The sequence below is a fragment of the Roseospirillum parvum genome, assembly GCF_900100455.1.
In the GTDB taxonomy this organism is placed as follows: Bacteria; Pseudomonadota; Alphaproteobacteria; order Rhodospirillales; family Rhodospirillaceae; genus Roseospirillum; species Roseospirillum parvum.
Window position 1 is genome coordinate 232,705 of the sequence record NZ_FNCV01000001.1, and the last position, 20,438, is coordinate 253,142.

At 71.2% G+C, this 20,438-nt stretch carries 20 protein-coding genes; 13 read left to right on the forward strand and 7 right to left on the reverse strand.

The features are described from left to right. Positions 1-251: 251 nt before the first annotated feature. From BLR95_RS00975 to BLR95_RS01010, 8 genes are all read left to right on the forward strand, one after another. On the forward strand, positions 252-1,472 hold the full coding sequence (locus BLR95_RS00975) for an ABC transporter substrate-binding protein (protein ID WP_092614078.1): 1,221 nt from the start codon (positions 252-254) through the stop codon (positions 1,470-1,472). 52 nt (positions 1,473-1,524) lie between these two features. Next, positions 1,525-3,357, forward strand: a complete 1,833-nt coding sequence (locus tag BLR95_RS00980) for an ABC transporter permease (RefSeq protein ID WP_092614080.1) — start codon at positions 1,525-1,527, stop codon at positions 3,355-3,357. Further along, on the forward strand, positions 3,354-4,148 hold the full coding sequence (locus tag BLR95_RS00985; RefSeq protein ID WP_092614082.1) for an ABC transporter ATP-binding protein: 795 nt from the start codon (positions 3,354-3,356) through the stop codon (positions 4,146-4,148). Before BLR95_RS00980 ends, BLR95_RS00985 begins: the two co-directional genes overlap by 4 nt. Before the next feature lie 46 nt (positions 4,149-4,194). Next, positions 4,195-4,959, forward strand: a complete 765-nt coding sequence (locus BLR95_RS00990; RefSeq protein WP_092614084.1) for a glycosyltransferase family 2 protein — start codon at positions 4,195-4,197, stop codon at positions 4,957-4,959. Next, positions 4,952-5,728: a TVP38/TMEM64 family protein gene (locus tag BLR95_RS00995; RefSeq protein ID WP_092614086.1), complete on the forward strand. Its 777-nt coding sequence runs from the start codon at positions 4,952-4,954 to the stop codon at positions 5,726-5,728. The genes BLR95_RS00990 and BLR95_RS00995 overlap by 8 nt, the downstream gene beginning before the upstream one ends. Before the next feature lie 203 nt (positions 5,729-5,931). Further along, positions 5,932-6,219, forward strand: coding sequence for a co-chaperone GroES (groES, locus tag BLR95_RS01000; protein ID WP_092614088.1), 288 nt, complete (start codon positions 5,932-5,934; stop codon positions 6,217-6,219). Positions 6,220-6,295: 76 nt separating this feature from the next. Further along, complete coding sequence (groL, locus tag BLR95_RS01005; protein ID WP_092614090.1) at positions 6,296-7,945, forward strand: chaperonin GroEL; 1,650 nt, start codon at positions 6,296-6,298, stop codon at positions 7,943-7,945. A gap of 571 nt (positions 7,946-8,516) precedes the next feature. After that, positions 8,517-9,020, forward strand: a complete 504-nt coding sequence (locus BLR95_RS01010) for a hypothetical protein (protein WP_092614092.1) — start codon at positions 8,517-8,519, stop codon at positions 9,018-9,020. A gap of 15 nt (positions 9,021-9,035) precedes the next feature. Here BLR95_RS01010 and BLR95_RS01015 read toward each other — a convergent pair whose 3' ends face one another. Together BLR95_RS01015 and BLR95_RS01020 are read right to left on the reverse strand one after the other, a co-directional pair. Continuing rightward, a complete protein-coding gene (locus BLR95_RS01015) occupies positions 9,036-10,016 on the reverse strand; it encodes a hemerythrin domain-containing protein (protein ID WP_092614094.1) in 981 nt (326 codons plus the stop codon). 72 nt (positions 10,017-10,088) lie between these two features. Beyond that, positions 10,089-10,625: a PilZ domain-containing protein gene (locus BLR95_RS01020; RefSeq protein ID WP_092614096.1), complete on the reverse strand. Its 537-nt coding sequence runs from the start codon at positions 10,623-10,625 to the stop codon at positions 10,089-10,091. Positions 10,626-10,855: 230 nt separating this feature from the next. Here BLR95_RS01020 and BLR95_RS01025 point away from each other — a divergent pair, with 230 nt between their 5' ends. Next, positions 10,856-11,722 (forward strand): alpha/beta hydrolase, encoded by an 867-nt coding sequence (locus tag BLR95_RS01025; RefSeq protein WP_092614098.1) that lies wholly within the window; start codon positions 10,856-10,858, stop codon positions 11,720-11,722. A gap of 38 nt (positions 11,723-11,760) precedes the next feature. Here the strand turns inward: BLR95_RS01025 and hslO are convergent, their stop codons facing one another. The 4 genes from hslO to BLR95_RS01045 form a co-directional block, all read right to left on the reverse strand. Beyond that, complete coding sequence (hslO, locus tag BLR95_RS01030) at positions 11,761-12,687, reverse strand: Hsp33 family molecular chaperone HslO (protein ID WP_092614100.1); 927 nt, start codon at positions 12,685-12,687, stop codon at positions 11,761-11,763. 17 nt (positions 12,688-12,704) lie between these two features. Then, on the reverse strand, positions 12,705-13,646 hold the full coding sequence (gene argF, locus BLR95_RS01035) for an ornithine carbamoyltransferase (protein ID WP_092615188.1): 942 nt from the start codon (positions 13,644-13,646) through the stop codon (positions 12,705-12,707). Between the two features lie 5 nt (positions 13,647-13,651). Beyond that, complete coding sequence (locus tag BLR95_RS01040; protein WP_092614102.1) at positions 13,652-14,866, reverse strand: aspartate aminotransferase family protein; 1,215 nt, start codon at positions 14,864-14,866, stop codon at positions 13,652-13,654. Between the two features lie 171 nt (positions 14,867-15,037). Continuing rightward, positions 15,038-15,799 carry a methyltransferase domain-containing protein gene (locus tag BLR95_RS01045; RefSeq protein ID WP_092614104.1) on the reverse strand — a complete coding sequence of 254 codons (762 nt, stop codon included), beginning with the start codon at positions 15,797-15,799 and terminating at the stop codon, positions 15,038-15,040. A 189-nt stretch (positions 15,800-15,988) separates the two neighbouring features. On the opposite strand from BLR95_RS01045, the gene gloB reads away from it, so the two are divergent. The 3 genes from gloB to rlmH all read left to right on the forward strand — a co-directional run bounded on the left by gloB (position 15,989) and on the right by rlmH (position 17,841). After that, positions 15,989-16,753, forward strand: coding sequence for a hydroxyacylglutathione hydrolase (gene gloB / locus BLR95_RS01050; RefSeq protein WP_092614106.1), 765 nt, complete (start codon positions 15,989-15,991; stop codon positions 16,751-16,753). A gap of 187 nt (positions 16,754-16,940) precedes the next feature. Further along, complete coding sequence (gene rsfS / locus BLR95_RS01055) at positions 16,941-17,363, forward strand: ribosome silencing factor (RefSeq protein WP_245689162.1); 423 nt, start codon at positions 16,941-16,943, stop codon at positions 17,361-17,363. Positions 17,364-17,382: 19 nt separating this feature from the next. Further along, positions 17,383-17,841, forward strand: coding sequence for a 23S rRNA (pseudouridine(1915)-N(3))-methyltransferase RlmH (gene rlmH / locus BLR95_RS01060; protein WP_092614108.1), 459 nt, complete (start codon positions 17,383-17,385; stop codon positions 17,839-17,841). 12 nt (positions 17,842-17,853) lie between these two features. Here the strand turns inward: rlmH and amrS are convergent, their stop codons facing one another. Beyond that, the gene (gene amrS, locus BLR95_RS01065) at positions 17,854-18,939 is read right to left on the reverse strand and encodes an AmmeMemoRadiSam system radical SAM enzyme (protein WP_092614110.1); all 1,086 of its coding nucleotides are present in this window, start codon (positions 18,937-18,939) and stop codon (positions 17,854-17,856) included. Between the two features lie 81 nt (positions 18,940-19,020). On the opposite strand from amrS, the gene amrB reads away from it, so the two are divergent. Next, positions 19,021-20,436, forward strand: a complete 1,416-nt coding sequence (amrB, locus tag BLR95_RS01070) for an AmmeMemoRadiSam system protein B (RefSeq protein ID WP_092614112.1) — start codon at positions 19,021-19,023, stop codon at positions 20,434-20,436. Positions 20,437-20,438: the final 2 nt, after the last annotated feature.

Sequence of the window (20,438 nt, forward strand, 5' to 3'; positions counted from 1 at the left end):
ACAACCGGGATGGGGTCCGACTGTAGCGCTCTTTGTGGGCCAGAAAAAGGCAACCGGCGCCGGCGCCGGGCGACTCAAAAGGGATGCGCTGATCCCTGGTCTTGGCACGCCAGGGCGAGTATACCGGGATCAGCATCGCCCGTCCGGCGTCGTCCGGCCGGGGTCGATGAACCGCTTTGCCGGTCCCGGTGGTTCAGGAGGCGACCCGCCGGGGGCGGCCAGGATTGCTTTTTTGGGGGAGAGCCGTCGAAATGCTGTCGTTTGTCAGGAAGACCCTGTTGCTGGGGCTGGCCGTGGTCGCTGGCGCCACCGCGAGCCACGCCGCCGATCCGTCCGCCGAGCCGGTGCGCATCGGCGAGATCAACAGCTATGCCCGCCTGGGCGCCTTCACCGAGCCCTACCGCAAGGGCTGGGAGCTGGCCGTCCAGCAGATCAACGCCGCCGGCGGGGTGCTCGGCGGGCGGCCGCTCGAGGTGATCAGCCGCGACGACAACGCCAGCCCGGCCGATGCCCTGCGCGCCGCCGGCGAGTTGTTGAACCGCCATCAGGTGGACCTGCTGGCCGGCACCTTCCTTTCCAACGTCGGCCTCGCGGTGAGTGATTTCGCGGCCCACAACAAGGTGCTGTTCGTCGCCGCCGAGCCGCTGACCGACGCCATGATCTGGGAGAAGGGCAACCACTACACCTTCCGCCTGCGCCCCTCCACCTACATGCAGACCGCCATGCTGGTCGCCCAGGCCAAGGACCTGCCGGTCACCCGCTGGGCCACCGTGGCGCCCAACTACGAGTATGGCCAGTCGGCGGTCCGGGTCTTCAAGACCCTGATGAGCGAGGCCCGGCCGGACGTGGAGTTCGTCGCCGAGCAGTGGCCGGCCCTGTTCAAGCTGGACGCCGGGGCCACCGTGGCGGCGCTCGAGGCGGCCCAGCCGGAGGCCATCTTCAACGTCACCTTCTCGGCCGATCTCGGCAAGTTCGTCCGCGAGGGGACGACGCGCGGCCTGTTCGAGGGGCGCGAGGTGGTCAGCCTGCTGTCCGGCGAGCCGGAATACCTGGAGCCGCTGGGCGCCGAGACGCCGGCCGGCTGGCTGGTCACCGGCTACCCGGTGGCCCAGATCGATACCCCCGAGCACCGCGCCTTCGTCGAGGCCTATCAGGCGGCCTATGGCGAGCTGCCCAAGATGGGCTCGATGGTCGGCTACAACACCTTCGTCTCCATCGCCGCCATGCTCGACGCGGCCGGCGACACCGACACCGAAACCATGATCGCCGCCCTGGAAGGGCTTGAGGTGAAGACCCCGCTGGGGCCGATCACCTGGCGCGAAAGCGACCACCAGTCGACCATGGGGGCCTGGGTCGGGCGGCTCGAGGTCAAGGACGGCGCCGGCCGCATGGCCGACTGGTCCTACGTCCCCGGCGAGGCGGTGCTGCCGCCGGCCTCGGCGGTCGAGGCGCTGCGCCCGTCCGGCCAGTAAAAGTCTGCAACAACCGGCTGCGACAACCGGCTGCAACACAAGCGGGACGGCGGTGGATCTCGGCTTTCTTGTCATCCAGTTCCTCAACGGGCTGGCCAGTGCTTCCTCGCTGTTCCTGGTGGCGGCCGGGCTGTCGCTGATCTTCGGGGTCGGGCGGATCGTCAACTTCGCCCACGGCAGCCTGTTCATGCTGGGCGCCTACCTGACCGTGGCCCTGGTGCCGGCGGTCGGCTTCTGGGCCGCCGTGCTGCTCGCCCCGCCGCTGGTGGCGCTGATCGGCGGGCTGATCGAACGCCTGATCCTGCGCCCCATCGCCGGGGCGCCGGAGCTGTTCCAGCTGCTGGCCACCTTCGGGGTGTCCCTGATGGTGGCCGACGTGGTCATCCTGGTCTGGGGGGCGGCCGACATCGTCGGCCCCCGGGCGCCGGGGCTGGACGGCGCGGTGAGCGTGCTCGGCAAGGCGGTGCCGCTGTACGACCTGATGCTGATCGCCGTCGGCCCGGCGGTGCTGGGCGGGCTGTGGCTGCTGCTAACCCGCACCCGGGCCGGCCTGCTGGTCCGCGCCGCGGCCGAGGACCGTGACATGGTCGATGCCCTGGGCCGCGACCCCAAGCGCCTGTTCAGCGGCGTGTTCATGCTGGGCGCCCTGCTCGCCGGGCTGGGCGGGGCGCTGGCCGTGCCGCGCGAGACCCTCCATTCGGGGCTGGATCTTCAGGTCATCGTCGAGGCCTTCGCGGTGGTCGTGGTCGGCGGCATGGGCTCGGTCGGCGGAGCCTACGGGGCGGCGGTGCTGATCGGGCTGGTTCACGCCTTCGGCATCGTCTGGTTCCCCGAGGCGACGCTGGTCCTCACCTTCCTGGTCATGGCCCTGGTCCTGATGCTCAGGCCGCACGGCCTGTTCGGCGCCCGGGCCGGGCTGCCGGCGGCGACCGGCGGCGCGGCGGTGGCGCCGCCGTTGACGGGGGTGGGACGGCTGGGGGGTGGGCTGTGGTTGCTGGCGGCGCTGGGGTTGCTGGCGGCGCCGCTGCTGCTTGGGGCCTATGGGCTCGACGTGCTGGCCGAGATGTTGATCCTGGCCGCCTTCGCCGCCTCGTTGCAGTGGCTGACCGGGGTTGCCGGCATCGTCAGCTTCGGCCACGCCGCCTTCTTCGGCCTGGGCGGCTACGCCGCCGCGCTGATGGTCCATCACCTGGGCTGGGGGATGATCCCGGCCCTGCTTGCCGGGAGCGCCGCCGCCGCCCTGGCCGGGGCCCTGTTGGGCCGGGTCGGCGGGCGGCTGTCCGGGGTCTATCTGGCCATGCTCAGTCTGGCCTTCGCCGAGTTGCTGCACGCCGTGGCCTTTCAGTGGGTCGGCCTGACCGGCGGCGACAACGGCCTGATCGGCCTGTGGCCGCCGGCCTGGGCGGCCGATCCCAGGGCCTATTACGGGCTGACCCTGCTGCTCGCCGGGGGCGCCGTGGCCGGCCTCGCGGGGCTGGCCTTCACGCCGCATGGTCGCGCCCTGCGCGCCCTGCGCGACCATCCGGTGCGGGCCGCTGCCCTGGGTCTGGACGTGGCCGGCCTGCGCCGCCGGGCGATGGTCCTGGCCGGGGCGGTGGCCGGGCTGGCCGGCGGGCTGTTCGTTTTCCTCAAGGGCAGCGTCTTCCCCGGGGTGCTGGGGGTGGCGATGAGCGTCGATGCCCTGGTCATGATGCTGCTCGGCGGCCTTCACGCCCTGGGCGGGGCGCTGCTCGGGGCGGCCGCCTACCAGGGCCTGTTCGTCGCCGCCGCCACCCTGACCGACCACTGGCGCCTCGTCCTTGGTGGCCTGATCGTGCTGCTGGTGGTCGCCCTGCCCGGCGGCCTGGGCAGCCTGGGGCGCCGGCTGCGCGGGCGGTCGGCATGAGCCCCCGCGACGCTAGCCCGCCGGTGCTGCGGGCCGAGGGTCTGGTCAAGGCGTTCGGCGGCATCCGGGCGGTGGATGGGGTCGATCTCAGCCTCGACGCCGGCACCATCAGCGCCCTGATCGGCCCCAATGGTGCCGGCAAGACCACCTGCTTCCATCTGCTGGCCGGCCAGCTTCGGCCCGACGCCGGGCGGCTGTGGCTGGACGGGCGCGACATCAGCCGCCTTGAGCCGCACCGCCGGGCCGCCCTGGGGCTGGCCCGCACGTTCCAGATTGCCGGCGTTTTCCCGTCGCTCAGTCTGGCCGACAACCTGGCCCTGGCCGCCGAGGCGCCGCGCCGCCCGCGGCCGGGGCTCAGGCGGCGCGCGGCGCCCGACGCGGCGACCCTGCTGGCCCGGGTCGGGCTCGACCTCGACCCGGGCCGCCCGGCCGCCGGCCTGAGCTACGGGCAGGTCAAGCGCCTGGAGTTGGCGATGGCCCTGGCCGGCCGCCCGCGCCTGTTGCTGATGGACGAGCCCACCGCCGGCCTCGACGGGCCCGAGCGCGACCGCCTGCTGGGGCTGGTCGCCGGGCAGGTCGCCGAGCAGGGGCTGACCGTGCTGTTCACCGAGCACGACGTGGCGGCCGTCTTCGCCCACGCCGGGCGGGTGCTGGCGATGGCCGACGGGCGCTTGATCGCCGACGGCCCGCCGGCCGCCGTGGCCGCCGATCCGGCGGTGCAACGGCTCTACCTGGGCCGGCCGTCAACTGGGTCGGCAACAGGGTTTGCCCCCTCCGGCCAGGACGTGTAAGAAAGGCGCCGCCCCCCTCCAAGCCCTCACATCGGGACCGTCTGCCATGAGCCCCCATCCCGCGCCCGCCACGCCATCCTCCGGGGCGCCCGAGCTGGCCGTCGTCGTGCCGGTGCGCAACGAGGCGGACAACATCGACAGCCTGATCGAGGAAATCCACGCCGCCCTCGACGGCCGCCTGGCGTTCGAGGTGATCTATGTCGATGACGGCTCCGACGACGCCACGCCCCAGGTCCTGAAGCAGGCCAAGGCCCGCTGGCCGCGCCTGCGCACCGCCCGCCACGCCGCCTCGGCCGGGCAGAGCAAGGCCATCCTCACCGGCGTTCAGATCGCCCGCGCCCCGTGGATCGCCACCCTCGATGGCGACGGCCAGAACGATCCGGCCGACATCCCGGCCCTGCTCGAGGCCAGCCGGGGGCAGGGCGCGGAGCGGGCCAAGGTGCTGATCGCCGGGCACCGCCGCAAGCGGCGCGACACCTTGGTCAAGCAGATCTCCTCGCGCATCGCCAACCGGGTGCGGGCCGGCCTGCTGGGAGACGACACCCCGGACACCGGGTGCGGCCTGAAGGTCTTTGCCCGCGCCACCTTCCTCGACCTGCCGCGTTTCGATCACATGCACCGCTTCCTGCCGGCCCTCATCATCCGCGAGGGGGGGCGGGTGGTCAGCGTCGGGGTCAACCACCGCCACCGCACCCGGGGGACCAGCAAGTACGGCACCTTCGACCGGCTGTGGGTGGGGCTGGTCGATCTGGCCGGAGTGCGCTGGCTGATGGCCCGGGCCCGCCGGCCGATTGTCGAGGACCATGACTGAGCCCACCCCGGCCGACTCTCCCGACCCCGAGCTGACCGGCAACGGCGGCGGCCTCAAACCCCTGCTCAAGGGGCTGGTGCTGATCGCCAGTCTGGCCGCCATCGGCTTCCTGGTCACCGTTTCCGGCCTGCGCGAGGCGCTCGACACCGCCTGGGTGGAAAGCGCCGTGGCCGACCAGGGGGGGCTTGGCATCCTGCTCTATCTGGCGGTTGGCGCCCTGGCCACGGCGGTCGGCCTGCCCCGGCAGGCGGTGGCCTTCCTGGGCGGCTACGCCTTCGGGGTGGTGATGGGCACGCTGTGGGGGGTGCTGGCCGCCGCCCTGGGCTGCGCGCTGGCCTTCCACTATGCCCGCTTCCTGGGCCGCGACATGGTCAAGCAGCGCTTTGCCCGGCGCATCGCCCGGGTCGACAACCTGCTCGCCGGCCATCCCTTCACCATGACCCTTCTCATCCGTTTCCTGCCGGTGGGCAGCAACCTTTTGACCAATCTGGCGGCCGGGGTGTCGAGCGTGCCGGCGGGGCCGTTCGTGCTCGGCTCGCTGGTCGGCTACCTGCCGCAGACCATCGTCTTCGCCCTGGCCGGCAAGGCGGTGAAGCTGGACCCCGCCTTCCACCTCGATCCGCTGGTCTCGCTGCTTCTGGCGGCGGCGCTGCTGGTCGTCTCCGGCGGCCTGGGGGTGAGCCTGTACCGTCGCGTGCGGCGCTCTGACGCGACGGCGCACGGGGCGGCTCACGGGGCGGCCGAAAAAGGGCGCGACTTTCCCACTTGACGGACTCCGGGCCGGCGCCTATCTGCTTGGCACTCGCCGACCGGGAGTGCTAACAGGGGCGCCAAGCCAAGGGTTCTCACAGGACCCGCGCGGGTGCCCCCGGAAGGGAAACCTTCCAGCGGCCCGGTCTGGCGGTCCCTTATCCGTCTTTTCAGACACTGATCTTTCACTCAAATCCCAACCAGATCCATGGAGGCCTACCCATGAAGTTTCGCCCGCTGCACGACCGCGTGCTGGTGAAGCGCGTCGAGTCCGAGGAAAAGTCGGCCGGCGGCATCATCATCCCCGACACCGCCAAGGAAAAGCCCATGGAGGGCGAGGTGGTCGCGGTCGGCCCCGGCGCCCGGGGCGAGGATGGCAAGGTCGTGGCGCTCGACGTCAAGGCCGGTGACCGGGTGCTGTTCGGCAAGTGGTCGGGCACCGAGGTCCGCGTCGACGGCGAGGAGCTGGTCATCATGAAGGAGTCCGACATCCTGGGCATCGTCGAGTAAGCCCCGGGCGGTCCTTCAAAGACCCGCTTCCCCGACATCGTTTTTCCAAGATTTCAAGACACAAGGACAGACACACATGGCTGCCAAGGACGTCAAGTTTGGCGAGGACGCCCGCTCGCGCCTGCTCAGGGGCGTCGACACCCTGGCCAACGCGGTCAAGGTGACCCTGGGCCCCAAGGGCCGCAACGTGGTCATCGACAAGAGCTTCGGCGCGCCCCGCATCACCAAGGACGGCGTCACCGTCGCCAAGGAGATCGAGCTTTCCGACAAGTTCGAGAACATGGGCGCGCAGATGGTCAAGGAGGTCGCCTCCAAGACCGCCGATCTGGCCGGTGACGGCACCACCACCGCCACCGTGCTGGCCCAGTCGATCGTCCGCGAGGGCGCCAAGGCGGTGGCCGCCGGCATGAACCCGATGGACCTCAAGCGCGGCATCGATCTGGCCGTCGAGGCCGTGGTCGCCGACATCGTCAAGCACTCCAAGAAGATCAACACCTCGGCCGAGGTGGCCCAGGTGGGCACCATCTCCGCCAACGGCGACGCCCAGGTCGGCCAGGACATCGCCACCGCCATGGAGAAGGTGGGCAACGAGGGCGTGATCACGGTCGAGGAGGCCAAGGGCCTGGAGACCGAGCTCGACGTGGTCGAGGGCATGCAGTTCGACCGTGGCTATCTCTCGCCGTACTTCATCACCGACAGCGAGAAGATGGTCTGCGAGATGGAGAGCCCCTTCATCCTGATCCACGAGAAGAAGCTGACCAGCCTGCAGCCGCTGCTGCCGGTGTTGGAGGCCGTGGTCCAGTCGGGCAAGCCGCTGATCATCATCTCCGAGGACGTCGAGGGCGAGGCCCTGGCCACCCTGGTGGTCAACAAGCTGCGTGGTGGCCTGAAGGTGGCTGCCGTCAAGGCGCCGGGCTTCGGTGACCGCCGCAAGGCCATGCTCGAGGACATCGCCATCCTGACCAACGGCCAGGTGATCAGCGAGGACCTCGGCATCAAGCTCGAGAACGTCACCCTCGACATGCTGGGCACCGCCAAGAAGGTGACCATCTCCAAGGAGAACACCACCATCGTCGACGGTGCCGGCGAGAAGGCCAACATCGAGGCCCGCTGCAACCAGATCCGCGCCCAGATCGAGGAGACCTCCTCGGACTACGACCGCGAGAAGCTGCAGGAGCGGCTGGCCAAGCTGGCCGGCGGCGTGGCCGTGATCAAGGTCGGCGGGGCCACCGAGATCGAGGTGAAGGAGCGCAAGGATCGCGTCGATGACGCCCTGCACGCCACCCGCGCCGCGGTCGAGGAAGGCATCGTGCCGGGCGGCGGCAAGGCCCTGCTCAACGGCCTGCGCGCCCTGGAAGGCCTGAGCGCCACCAACGACGACCAGCGCATGGGCATCGACATCGTGCGCCGCGCCCTGCAGGCTCCGGCCCGCCAGATCGCCACCAACGCCGGCGCCGACGGCGCGGTGATCGTCGGCAAGGTGCTCGAACTGAACGACGACGCCATGGGCTACGACGCCCAGAGCGGCGAGTTCGTCAACCTGATCGAGAAGGGCATCATCGACCCGACCAAGGTGGTGCGCTGCGCCCTGCAGGACGCCGCCTCGGTGGCCGGCCTGCTGGTCACCACCGAAGCCATGGTCGCCGAGATCCCCGAGAAGAACCCGCCGGCCGCCGGCGGTGGCGACATGGGCGGCATGGGCGGCATGGGCGGCATGGGCTTCTAAGCCCCGCTCCCAGCCGAGCCCGGCTCGCTGCGGAAGGCCCGCCCTTTTGGGGCGGGCCTTTTCGCGTTCGCCGGGGGGCGCGCCCATGCTGGTTTTTGGAAACTGGGGCGGCATGGGCTTCTGATACCAACCGGCGATGATGAGGAACTCATCGCCGGTTGGTATGAAAGGGGCTTTGCCCCTTTGAAACCCCACCGGGGGAGCCAGGGGCTCCCCCGGACCCCCTCCATTCATTGATCGCCGAGCGAGCCGACGGATTTCCGCACACAGGCCTTGGCCTGCCCCATTGGGAGGGTGAGCTCCGGCCGCGTGCCCATTCCCCGGTTGTTTTCGCAGGCCAGCAAAGCTGGCCTGCAACCAAAAAAAACACAACGCGTTCCGTTCAGAGGCAACGATTGTTCACCAACGAATGGAGGGGGTTCGGGGGACCGCCTCGGTCCCCCGATGGGGGCTTGGGGGCAAAGCCCCCAATCAGCCGCCCGAGCCGGAAGGCCCGCCCCATTGGGGCGGGCCTTTTCGCGTCCGTGGGGTGGGGTTGATCGGGCGGGCCGAGGCGGGCACAGTGACCCACATGCCCCTGTCAGCCCGCCTTCCCCGTTTCCTGCTGGCCGCCCTGCTCCTGGCGCTGCCCACTGCGCCGGTCGCGGCCGCGCAGTGGACCGACGACGTGCCGGCCCGCCTGGCCGGCACCTGGACCGATCAAGTGCCGGCCCGTCTGGCCGGCACCTGGACCGATCAAGTGCCGGCCCGTCTGGCCGGCACCTGGACCGATCAAGTGCCGGCCCGTCTGGCCGGCACCTGGGCCGAGGAGGGGGCCGACTGCGACGACCCGGACAGCCGCCTTTTGATCTTCTCCGATGGCGGTTATCGCTGGCGTCTGTCGGTCACCAAGTGGGGGCTGGCCCGGGGCCAGTACCGCTACCCCAACAGCCAGGCCCGGCGCATCGAGTTCCGCCTCCGGCGCTTCTTCCAGACCTCGGACGCGGCCGACTACATCCTCATCCTCGACGGTGCGGACCTGAAGAAGGTCAACCCCAGCGGGCGCACCACCAAGGTCTACCGGCGCTGCCGCTGAGGGCGCGGGGCGCGTCTACGCCGGCGCCCCCAGGCGCTCCAGCAGCAGGGCGCGCAGGGGGACCAGGGCGTCCAGGGTTTCCCGGGTTACCGTCACCAGGTCCTGGGCGCTGCACGGATAGCCCAGGATGTTGGCCACCCCCAGGGTGTCGCATTCCTCGACGATCTCGAACGGGTCGCCGAACAGGGTGGCGATGACCAGGGTCGAGCGGGTGCGGTACAGTTCGCGGGCGAAGCGGCCGGCGTACTCGGCCGACCAGTCGAGGAACACCAGCTCCGGCGCGTGGGCCTCGATCAGCGCCGGGGCGTCGAGCACGCGGTTGGTCTGGGCGACCTGCATGCCCTGGTCCTTCAGGGTGCGGATCAGCGCGTTGCGGCGCTCCATGTTGCTTTCGATGACCGCCACCCAGCGCCCCGACAGGGCCTCGCCGGCCGAGGCTCCGTCGCTGCCGGTTTCGCGCTGGCGCAGTTTCCTGGCGATCTGGGCGTAGCGGAAGCGGGCGATGTCGGCCTCCACCTCGCGGCGGCTGGCCATTGCCTCGGCGTAGTGGCGGCGATCCTCGTCCAGGATGTGGCGGACCAGCCACATGTGCAGGAACTTCAGGGTCTCGGCGAAGGGGAAGGCCGCCGGGTCGGTGTTGAAGGCCTTCACCGACTGGTCCATCTTGCCCAGGATGCGCCGGTGAATGGCGCCGTGCTCCTCCACCGTGGCCGCCGCGACGCCGGCCTTCCTCATCGCCTCTTCCTCGATGAAGAAGTGGATCTTGCAGTAGCTGACGATCATCAGCAACTCGCGGTAGACCGCCGGCAGGCTGTCGCGCCACACCGGTTCGAGCAGGATCATCCGGTTCAGGCAGCCGACCAGGATCTGGTGGTGCAGGTCCAGGGTTGGCGAGCGCACGCTGAGCTCGTCGGTCCAGGAAACCAGGCGTTGACGTGTCGCCGGGTCGATCATGGGGGCGGTCTCGGTGAACACCGCGCGCAGATCGGAACGCATTGGAAGACCTCGGGAAAGGGAAGACCTCGGGAAAGGGAAGACCTCGGGAAAGGGAAGACCTCGGGAAAGCGGTTACTCGGGATCGGTGTCGGGGCGGCTGGCGGCGAGGATCGCCGCCTCGGCATCGCGGATGCGGCGCAACTCGTTGCGCAGGGCCTCGAAGGATTCACCCAGACTGCGGGCGTGCTGGGTGATCTTGGGATTGCCCATGTGCTGGTAAAGCTCCATGGTGCGCAGCAGCTTGTAGGGGGCGACCGATTCCATCATGCCCAACAGCTCGTTGGCCCGGGCCCCGGTCTTGCCCTGCTCGACCTTGATCTTGTCGGTGAAGTGCAGCCCGATGTCGCGGTCGTTCTGGCGCACCACCTGGGCCGCCACGTCGCGCCCGTCGTTCAGGCGCAGGATGACCAGCTCGGGCAACCGCATCATGCGATCCGACAGGGTCAGCCGGGCGCCGGTCTCGGACATGTCGCGCAACGAGGCGTCGAGCACCGAGCGGCCGTCGTTGAAGATCAGCTTGACCGCCTTCAGCACCCGGCGTCGGCTGGCTTGGCGGCGGTTGCGGGCGTCCTCCCGGAAGGCTTCGGAATCGCGTTTGCCGAAACTCATGGGTCCTTGATCCTCGACTGGGCAACCCGCAAAAGGGCGCGCCGGAAGCTCCCCCGTGCCGTTCAAGCTATGAAATGTGCCGATGCGGGCGTTCTGTCCAGCACTATTCGGTGACCAAGTCACCGTTCGCGCCGCATGGCACCGTTAAGGATGAGGCCCGTGTCCCGAATGCCCGTGTCCCGAATGCCCGTTTCCCGAATGATCAAGCCGGTTGTTGTCGAGCCCCGCTGATGGATCCATTGCCCCCGACTCTCTGGTTTCTTGGTGGCCTGGCCGGCCTTGCCCTGGGGCGGGCCGCCGTCCACCTGGCCTTTCGCGCCCCCCGTCTGGCCGAAACCGACTGCCCGGCCGACCACGGTCTGGCCGGTGGCCCGGTGGCCCTGCCGACGCTGCGCGGGCGCACCCTCAGGGGCTTCTACATCCCGCCGGCCGACACCCCCGGCCCGGCCTTCTGCATGATCCATGGCTGGGGGGCCAATGCCTCGGTCATGCTGCCCCTGGCGGCCCGCCTGCACGGCCATGACGGTCGCGCCGTGCTGCTGCTGGCGGCGCGCAACCACGGCGATTCCGATGCCGACACCTTCTCCTCCATGCCCCGTTTCGCCGAGGATCTGGCGGCCGGGCTCGATTGGTTGAAACAGCGCCCGGAGGTCGATCCCGGGCGGCTCACCGTGGCCGGCCACTCGGTGGGGGCCGCCGCCGCCCTGTTGTGCGCCAGCCGGCGCGACGATGTGGCCGGGGTGGTCGCCCTGTCGCCCTTCGCCCACCCCAATCTGGTGATGCGGGCCTACATGGAACGCGGCCACATCCCCTGGACCCCCATCGGCCGGCTGATCAGCCGCTATGTGGAGCACATCATCGGCCATCGCTTCGACGACATCGCCCCGGTCGCCACGGTGCGCCGCATCGCCGCCCCGGTGCTGATCGTGCATGGCCGCGACGATACCGTGGTGCCGCCCTGGCACGCCGAACGGATCGCCGAAAACGGGCCGACCGCCCGGCTGGTTGTGCTCCCCGGCGTCGACCACTACGCCACCGACGACCTGACTCCGGTCGCCGACGCGATCCGCGCCTTTCCGGTCGGCCCCGCGAGCTGACCGGCGCGCCGGGCGGTTCGCTCGGATCGGCTCTACACTTAAGATTTGCTCAGGGCGGCCAGTTGGGCCGGGGTGTAGGTGTAGCGGGTGCCGCAGTATTCGCAATCGACGTGGGCCGAGCCGTCGTCCTCGGTCAGGCTGGCCAGTTCCTCAGGGGCCAGGCTGGCCAGCACGGCATCGACGCGCTCGCGGGCGCAGCGGCAGCCGAAGGTGAGGTCGCGCGGCGTCTCGACCATCAGGCCGCTGGCGTGGAACAGGCGGTTGAGGAGGATCGGCGCCGGCAGCTCGGGGTCGAGCAGCTCGCCATCCTTCAGGCTCGACAGCAGAACCACGGCGGTGCGCCAACTGTCCTCGGCGTCGACCAGGGCCCGGCCGCCGTCCTCGGGCATCCGTTGCAGCAGGATCAGGCCGCCGCGCCAGCCCTCGGCGGTCTCGGCGAGGGCCAGCTTGACGGCGCTGTCGAGCTGTTCCGACTGGTGGAAGTAGGCGTGCACGGCGTCGCCCAGGGTGGCGCCGTCCAGCTCGACCAGGCCCTGGTAGCGCTGCTGGGCGGCGGCGCTGGGATCGACCGTGAAGGCCAGATGCCCGGGCCCCATCAGGTGGGGCACCGGGGCCTCGGCAACCCGCTCGGGGTCGAGGCTGGCGAGGCGGGTTTCCAGCGCCTCGGCGTGGAAGCGGGCGCAGGCGCGCACCTGCCCGCCGCTGGTCACGTCGGTGACCAGGGTGCGGATGGCCCCCTGACTGGCCGTCTGCAGGGTGAAGATGCCGTCGAACTTGAGCAGCGAGGCCAGCCCGGCGCCGAGCAGGATGGTCTCGCCGAGCAGCCGGTTGACCGCCGCCGGGTAGGCGTGGCGGCCCAGGATGTCGGCGAGCAGGGCATCGGCGCGGATCAGGCGGCCGCGAAAGGCGCCGCCCTCGATGCGGAAGGGGATGACCTGACCCAGCGGGGCAGCGGCATCGGACATGGTCGGGGCCTTTTCGCTCAGCCCTCGGCCAGACACCAGGCGAGGATGCTCTTCTGGGCGTGCAGGCGGTTCTCGGCCTCGTCCCAGACCACCGAGCGCGGGCCGTCGATGACCTCGGCGGTGACTTCCTCGCCGCGATGGGCCGGCAGGCAGTGCATGAACAGGGCTTGCGGTTTGGCGTGGGCCATCAGCGCGGCGTTGACCTGATAGGGGCGCATCAGGTTGTGGCGGTCGCTGGCCTCGTCGTCGTCCATCGACACCCAGGTGTCGGTGACCACCACATCGGCCCCGGCGACGGCGGCCACGGGGTCGGTGGTCACCTTGACGGTGGCCCCCTGGGCGCGGGCCCAGGCGATCACCCCGGCGTCGGGGGGGCGGCTGTCCGGGCAGGCGACGCGCATCTCGAAGCCGAACACGGCGGCCGCCTGGATCCACGAGTTGGCGACGTTGTTGCCGTCGCCTGACCACGCCACCACCTTGCCGGCCGGGCTGCCCAGGTGCTCTTCCAGGGTCATCACGTCGGCCATCAGCTGGCACGGGTGGCTGAACCCGGTCAGGCCGTTGATCACCGGCACCGTGGCGTACTCGGCCAGCTCGGCCAGCCGCGCCGGATCGCCGGTGCGGATCATGATGGCGTCGACATAGCGCGACAGCACGCGGGCGGTGTCGGCCATGGTCTCGCCGCGCTGCATCTGGCTGTCGCGGTCCGACAGGATGACCACGTCGCCGCCCAACTGGCGCATCGCCAGTTCGAACGACACCCGGGTGCGGGTCGAGGGTTTCTCGAAGATCAGGGCCAGGGTGCGGCCGGCCAGCGGGCCGCGCCCGGGCTCTGGCCGGCGGCCCTTTTTCAGGCTGTGGGCCTGGCCCAGGATGGCTTTCAGGGTGTTTCCGTCGAGCCGGTCGAAGTCCAGGAAGTGGCGGGGCGCGGCGGGGCCGCTGTCAGCAATGGCACTCATGGTGGTCATCCCGAAAGGTCGGTCAGGGCGCCGTCCAGGCGCGCGATGGCGGCGTCGATCTCGGCCGGGCCGATGATCAGCGGCGGCAGCAGGCGCATCACGTTGTCGCCGGCGCCGACGGTCAGAAGGCCATGCGCGCGGCAGGCGGCGACCGCCTCGGCGACCGGCGGCAGCAGTTTCAGGCCGAGCATCAGGCCGCTGCCGCGCACCTCGGCGACGGTGGCGGGATGGCGGGCGGCCAGTCCGTCCAGGTGCTGGCGCAGGTCGCGGGCGGTCTCGGCGACGCGGGCCAGGAAGGCGGCGTCGTCGATCTCGCGCAGCACCGCCTCGGCCACCGCCATGGCCAGCGGGTTGCCGCCGAAGGTGGTGCCGTGGCTGCCCGGGGTCATGCCGCGCGCCGCCTCGGCGGTGGCCAGCAGGGCGCCGACCGGGAAGCCGCCGCCCAGGCCCTTGGCCAGGGCCATGACATCGGGCTCGACGCCGTGCGCCTGATGGGCGAACAGGTGGCCGGTGCGGCCCATGCCGCACTGCACCTCGTCGAACACCAGCAGCAGGCCGTTGGCGTCGGCCAGTTGGCGCAGGCCTTTCAGATAGGCGCCGTCGAGCACCCGGATGCCGCCCTCGCCCTGCACCGGCTCGACCAGGATGGCGGCGGTGCTCGGCCCGATGGCGGCGGCCATGGCGTCGAGGTCGTTGGGCGGCACCTGATCGAAGCCCTCGAGGTGCGGCGCGAAGCCGTCCAGGTGGGCCGGCTTGGCGGCGGCGGCCAGGGTGGCCAGGGTGCGGCCGTGGAAGCTGCCTTCCAGGGTGACGATGCGGTGGCGCTCCGGCGTGCCGGCGACGTGGAAATAGCGCCGCACCAGCTTGATGCAGCCTTCCAGCGCCTCGGCCCCGGAATTGGTGAAGAACACCGTGTCGGCGAAGCAGGCGGCGGTCAGCCGGGCGGCCACCCGTTCCTGCCCGGGCACGGTGAACAGGTTGGAGCAGTGCCACAGCTTCTCGGCCTGCTCGGACAGCGCGGCGATCAGCTTGGGATGGGCGTGGCCCAGCGCGGTCACCCCAATGCCGGCGGTGAAGTCCAGATAGCGTCGGCCCTCGGTGTCGATCAGCCAGCAGCCCTCGCCGCGCTCCATGGCGATGGGGGCGCGGGCGAACACGGGCATGACCGGGGAAACGGCGGGAGCGGCGGCGGCGCCGACGGCGGGGGCGGGACTGGACATCGCGAAAGGGTGCTTTCCAACGGGCGGCTGGCCGGGTGGGCCTGGGCGCCGGGGATCGAGGGTCCCCCAATTGCCCAGGGCTGGCCGCCGGAGTTTAAGTGCCGCCGGGGCCGGACAGGGAGAAGGGGGACTCTGGAAAGCCCGGGACTATCTCGCCATCCAGAGGCAAAGTCAACGATGGAGCGCAGGGCGATGCGGGGCGTCTTCCAGGGACTGGCGGCGCAGCGGCTGGGGCAGCACCACATAGTGCCGGCGCGCCGCCTTCAGGCCGTTGACCGGGCGGTAGATCTGCTTGGTCGCCTCGGCCAGCAGCACGCCGCCCAGGGTGGCGAACCAGCGTCGCCCCACCTGCTCCAGCGCCGGGCCCGAGGCCAGGGTCGGCCGCCACGCGTTGGGCGGCAGGAAGAGGGCGCGCTCGGTGCGCAGGGGGGTGAACAGGCTGTCGGTCAGCAACTGTGAAAGCTGGCCCGGCGAGTAGGGCCGGCCCAGGCCGAACGGGGTGCGTTCCAGGCGGGCCCAGATGCCGGTGCGCGAGGGTACCACCACCAGCAGGCGGCCATCGTCGGCCAGCACCCGCCAGCACTCGCGCATCAGGCCGCGCACGTTGTCGCTGCCCTCCAGGGCGTGGACCAGCAGCACCCGGTCGAGGGCGCGGTCGGGCAGGGGCAGGGCGTTCTCCTGGCCGAGCACGACCAGGTTGGGCTCGCCGCGCGGCCAGGCCATCACCCCCTGTTCGGGCGGCATGGCGGCCAGCACGCGGGTTGCCTCGGCGCGGAAGGCGCGCAGGTAGGGCGTCGCGTAGCCCAGGCCGAGCAGCGACAGGCCATGGACGTCGGGCCACATCTGGCGCAGCCGGCGGCGCACCAGGCGCCGCGTCACCCGGCCCAGGGGGGAGTCGTAGAAGTCGCGCAGGTGTTGGACGTCGGCCCGCATGGTAGCCCCAATCTAATGTCTTGGCGGGGCTGGGGGAATTGACAACTGTTCGAGTCCGTCCGTGGCCGGTCCGTCGGCCACCCGGTTGGCAAGGCCCCGGGCACCGCCGTGCCGATCCCGGCGCGCCGCCCCCTTTACAGCGCCGACCGGCCGACCCACCCTCGGGGAAAGACCCAGCGGGAGGTTGCCATGTTGCAGATCCATCAGGTGCCGGTGCTCTCGGACAATTACGTGTATCTGGTCCACGATCCCGAGGACGGCATGACGGCGGCGGTCGATCCGGCCGAGTCCGAGCCGGTGGCCGAGGCCCTGGCGGCGCGCGGCTGGAGCCTGACCCACATCCTGTTGACCCACCACCACCACGACCACGTGGGCGGCGTGGCGGCGCTGAAGGCGGCCAGCGGCTGCACGGTGGTCGGCGCCCGGGCCGATGCCGGGCGGCTGCCCGGGCTCGATCACCCGGTGGCCGACGGCGACACCGTCACCCTGGGCCGGGCGACCGCCCAGGTGCTGGCCGTGCCGGGGCATACCCGGGGCCACATCGCCTACTGGTTCGATGCCGAGAGCGCCCTGTTCTGCGGCGACACCCTGTTCGTGCTGGGCTGCGGGCGGATGTTCGAGGGCACCCCGGAAGAGTTCTGGGGCAGCCTGTCGCGGCTGCGCGACCTGCCCGATTCGACCCGCGTCTACTGCGCCCATGAGTACACCGCCGCCAACGCCCGCTTCGCCCTGAGCGTCGAGCCGGACAACCCCGAGTTGGTGGCCTGGGCCGGCGAGATCGATGACCTGAGGCGGCGCGGCCTGTCCACCGTGCCCTCGCTGCTTGGCCGCGAGAAGCTGGCCAACCCCTTCCTGCGCGCCGACCGCCCGGCCCTGGCCTCGGCGGTGGGGCTGGCCGGGGCCGCGCCGGTCGAGGTGTTCGCCGAGGTGCGGCGGCGCAAGGACCGCTTCTGAGGCCGGTCGCGCAAACGGTTGCGGAAGGGGCTGGCTTTTCCTATCCTGGTTGGGTGCTCCGCTGTCCGTGGAGCCACCCGGTCAACCGGGCCGGGCCGACCCTCGCGCGGGCGGTGCCGTCCCAACAGAGGAGTGGGTCATAAGTACCTCGCATGCGCCAACGGTGTCGTGGGCCCCGAGCCATCGCTTGGCGGCCAACCGGGAGCTGGCCGACGCCGGCTTCGAACTCGGCACCCAGGGCCCCGCCGGCGGCGCCGAAGCCGCCTCCACGGGCCTGCTCGCCGCCGTCCACGCCGCGCTTGACGACGGCAAGGCGGAGAACATCGCCACGGTCGAGCTGACCGGCAAATCCACCATCGCCGACCACATGGTGGTCGCCACCGGCGGCAGCGCCCGCCACGTCGGCGCCCTGGCCGAGCGGGTGGTGGAGTTGGTCAAGGCCCGCGGCGGCCGGGTCACGGTGGAAGGTCTGGCCTCCTGCGACTGGGTGCTGGTCGATGCTGGCGACGTGATCGTCCACGTTTTCCGCCCCGAGGTTCGCGCCTTCTACAACATCGAGGCCATGTGGACCGCCCCCACGGTCGCAAACGACGCCGGCCAGCCGCGCTGAGCCTGTCCCACCGACCGCCATGCGCCTGACCCTGATCGCCGTCGGCCGGGCCCGCCCGGGCCCGGAACGCGATCTGTTCGCCCACTACGCCAAGCGCCTGAAATGGCCCCTTGAGGTGATCGAGGTGGAGGAGAAGCGCCCGCTGCCGGTGGAGGTCCGCCGGCAGCGCGAGGCCGAGCTGATCGCCGCCCGCTTGCCTGCCGGGGCCCGCCGGCTGATCCTCGACGAGCGCGGGCGCGACCTCTCCAGCCGCCAGTTGGCCGAGCGCCTGGGGGCATGGCGGGACCAGGGGGAGGCGCACGTTGCCCTGGTCATCGGCGGCGCCGACGGGCTGGACGACAGCCTGCGCCGACAGGCCGATCTGCTGCTCGCCCTGGGCCGCGCCACCTGGCCGCACATGCTGATGCGCAGCCTTTTGGCCGAGCAGCTTTTCCGCTGCCAGTCGATCCTCGACAACCACCCCTACCACCGGGACTGATCCCACACGGGCTCACACCGCCAGCCGTTGGCGGCGCGCCCCCCAGGTGCCGGGGGTGGGCTCGAAACGGCCGGGCAGGGGGGTGTGGCAGGTCGGGCAGCGGCCCTCGGGGTCGAGCCGCCAGCCGGTCAACTGGTACCAGTCGCGTTCGATCAGCAGGGTCTGGCAGACCGGGCAGGGGGTGGCGTCGCCCTCCGGGTCGTGGACGTTGCCGGTATAGACGAAGTTGAGGCCACACCGCCGGGCCAGGGCACGGGCCCGGCGCAGGGTGCTGGGCGGGGTGCGCGGGGTGTCCCGCATGCGGAAATCGGGGTGGAAGGCCGAGAAGTGCAGCGGCACGTCTGGCCCCAGGGTTTCCGCCACCCACGCCGCCAGGGCCTGGACCTCGTCGTCGCCATCGTTGTGGCCGGGGATGAGCAGGGTGGTGATCTCGACCCACACCGGGGTTTCGTGAACCAGATATCTCAGGGTGTCCAGCACCGGGGCCAGGCTGGCCGTGGCCAGCTTGCGGTAGAAGCCCTCGGTGAAGCCCTTGAGGTCGACGTTGGCGGCGTCCATGTCGGTGAACAGGGCCGGGCGGGCGGCCGGTTCGATGTAGCCGGCGGTGACGGCGACGTTGAACAGGCCCAGTTCGCGGCAGGCCCGGGCGGTGTCGCGGGCGTACTCCAGGAAGATCACCGGGTCGTTGTAGGTGTAGGCCACCGAGCGGCAGTCGCTGGCCACGGCGGCCCGGGCGATGGCCTGGGGCGTGGCCGGCGATTGCAGGCGGTCGAAGGCGCGCACCTTGGAGATGTCGTGGTTCTGGCAGAAGCGGCAGGTCAGGTTGCAGCCGGCGGTGCCGAACGACAGCACCGGAGTGCCGGGCAGGAAGTGGTTCAGCGGCTTCTTCTCGATGGGGTCGATGCAGAAGCCCGAGGAGCGGCCATAGGTGGTCAGCACCATGCGTCCGCCCCGGTTGGCGCGCACGAAGCACAGGCCGCGCTGGCCCTCGGCGATCAGGCAGGCGCGCGGACACAACTCGCAGCGCAGGCGGCCGTCGGTCTCGGCGTGCCAGAACTCGGCCGGGTGGGTGCTTTCCCCGAGGGTGGATGTGGGCATGGCGGTCGGGCCCTTTGACTTGGCGGGCGGGCCTTCCCAGATGTGAGGATGAACCCCGCTGAAGGCAAGGACCCCCGCGCCATGACCGCCCTGCGCGAACCGGCGGTGGCCGGCCGCTTCTATCCGGCCGAACCGGAGCTGTTGAGCCGCACCGTGCGCAACCATCTGGCCGCCGCCAGAGCACCGGCCCACGGTGGCGGCGCCCCCAAGGCGCTGATCGCGCCGCACGCCGGCTATCCCTTCTCCGGGCCGGTGGCGGGCAGCGTGTATGCCCGTCTGGCGCCGCTGAAAGGCACCGTCAAGCGGGTCATCCTGCTTGGCCCGTCGCACCGGGTGGCCTTCAAGGGCATGGCGCTGAGCGCCCTCGATGGCTACGCCACGCCGCTCGGCCCGGTGGCGGTGGACGGGGAGGCCCGCGCCCTGGCCGCCGGACTGCCCGGGGTCGGCCTGTTGGAGGCGGCGCATGGTCCCGAGCACAGCCTCGAGGTCCACCTGCCCTTCCTGATGGAGACCCTGGACGACTTCACGCTGCTGCCGGTGGTCTGCGGCGACGCCCCGGCCGAGCAGGTGGCCGCCTTGCTGGACACCCTGTGGGGCGGGCCGGAGACCCTGATCGTCATCTCCACCGACCTGTCGCACTACCTCGACGCAGCGGCCTGCCGCCAGTTGGACGACACCACCGTGGCCGCCATCGAACGGCTGGACCCGGCGGCCATCGGCGGCGAGCAGGCTTGCGGCCGGGTCCCCCTGCGCGGCCTGCTGACCCTGGCCAAACGGCGCGGCATGACGGTGGAAACGGTGGACGTGCGCCACAGCGGCGACACCGCCGGGCCGAAGGACCGGGTGGTCGGCTACGGGGCCTTCGCGCTCTACGACCCGCCGCCACAAAGCGATGCCGCCGGCGATCTGGAAACTCTGATGGAGGCCCACGGCGCGGCCCTGCTCGAACTGGCCTCGGGCAGCATCGCCGCCGGGCTGGCCGGCGACGGCAAGGGCCCGGCACCGCTGCCCTCGGCCGCGCGGGCGGCGGCGCTGGCCGAGCCGGGGGCAAGCTTCGTCACCCTCACCCTGGACGGCCGGCTGCGCGGCTGCATCGGCAGCCCGACGGCGCATCGGCGGCTGGACCTGGACGTGTGGGCCAACGCCTGGGCGGCGGCCTTCGGCGACCCCCGCTTCGCCCCGCTGAGCGCCGGGGAGTGGCCGAGGGTCGAGCTGTCGGTGTCGGTGCTGTCGCGGCCCGAGCCCTTCCCCGTTGAAAACCGGGCCGACCTGCTGGCCCGCCTGCGCCCCGGGGTGGATGGGCTGATCCTCAGCGATCAGGGACGGCGCGCCCTGTTCCTGCCCCAGGTCTGGGCCCAGTTGCCCGAGCCGGGGGTGTTTCTCGAGCACCTGCTGATCAAGGCCGGCCTGCCGCGCGACCACTGGTCGGCGGGGCTGCGGGCGGAGCGTTTCATCGCCCGCTCGGTCAAGGGTTTGGCCGGCGCCGAGGGGGCCTGACA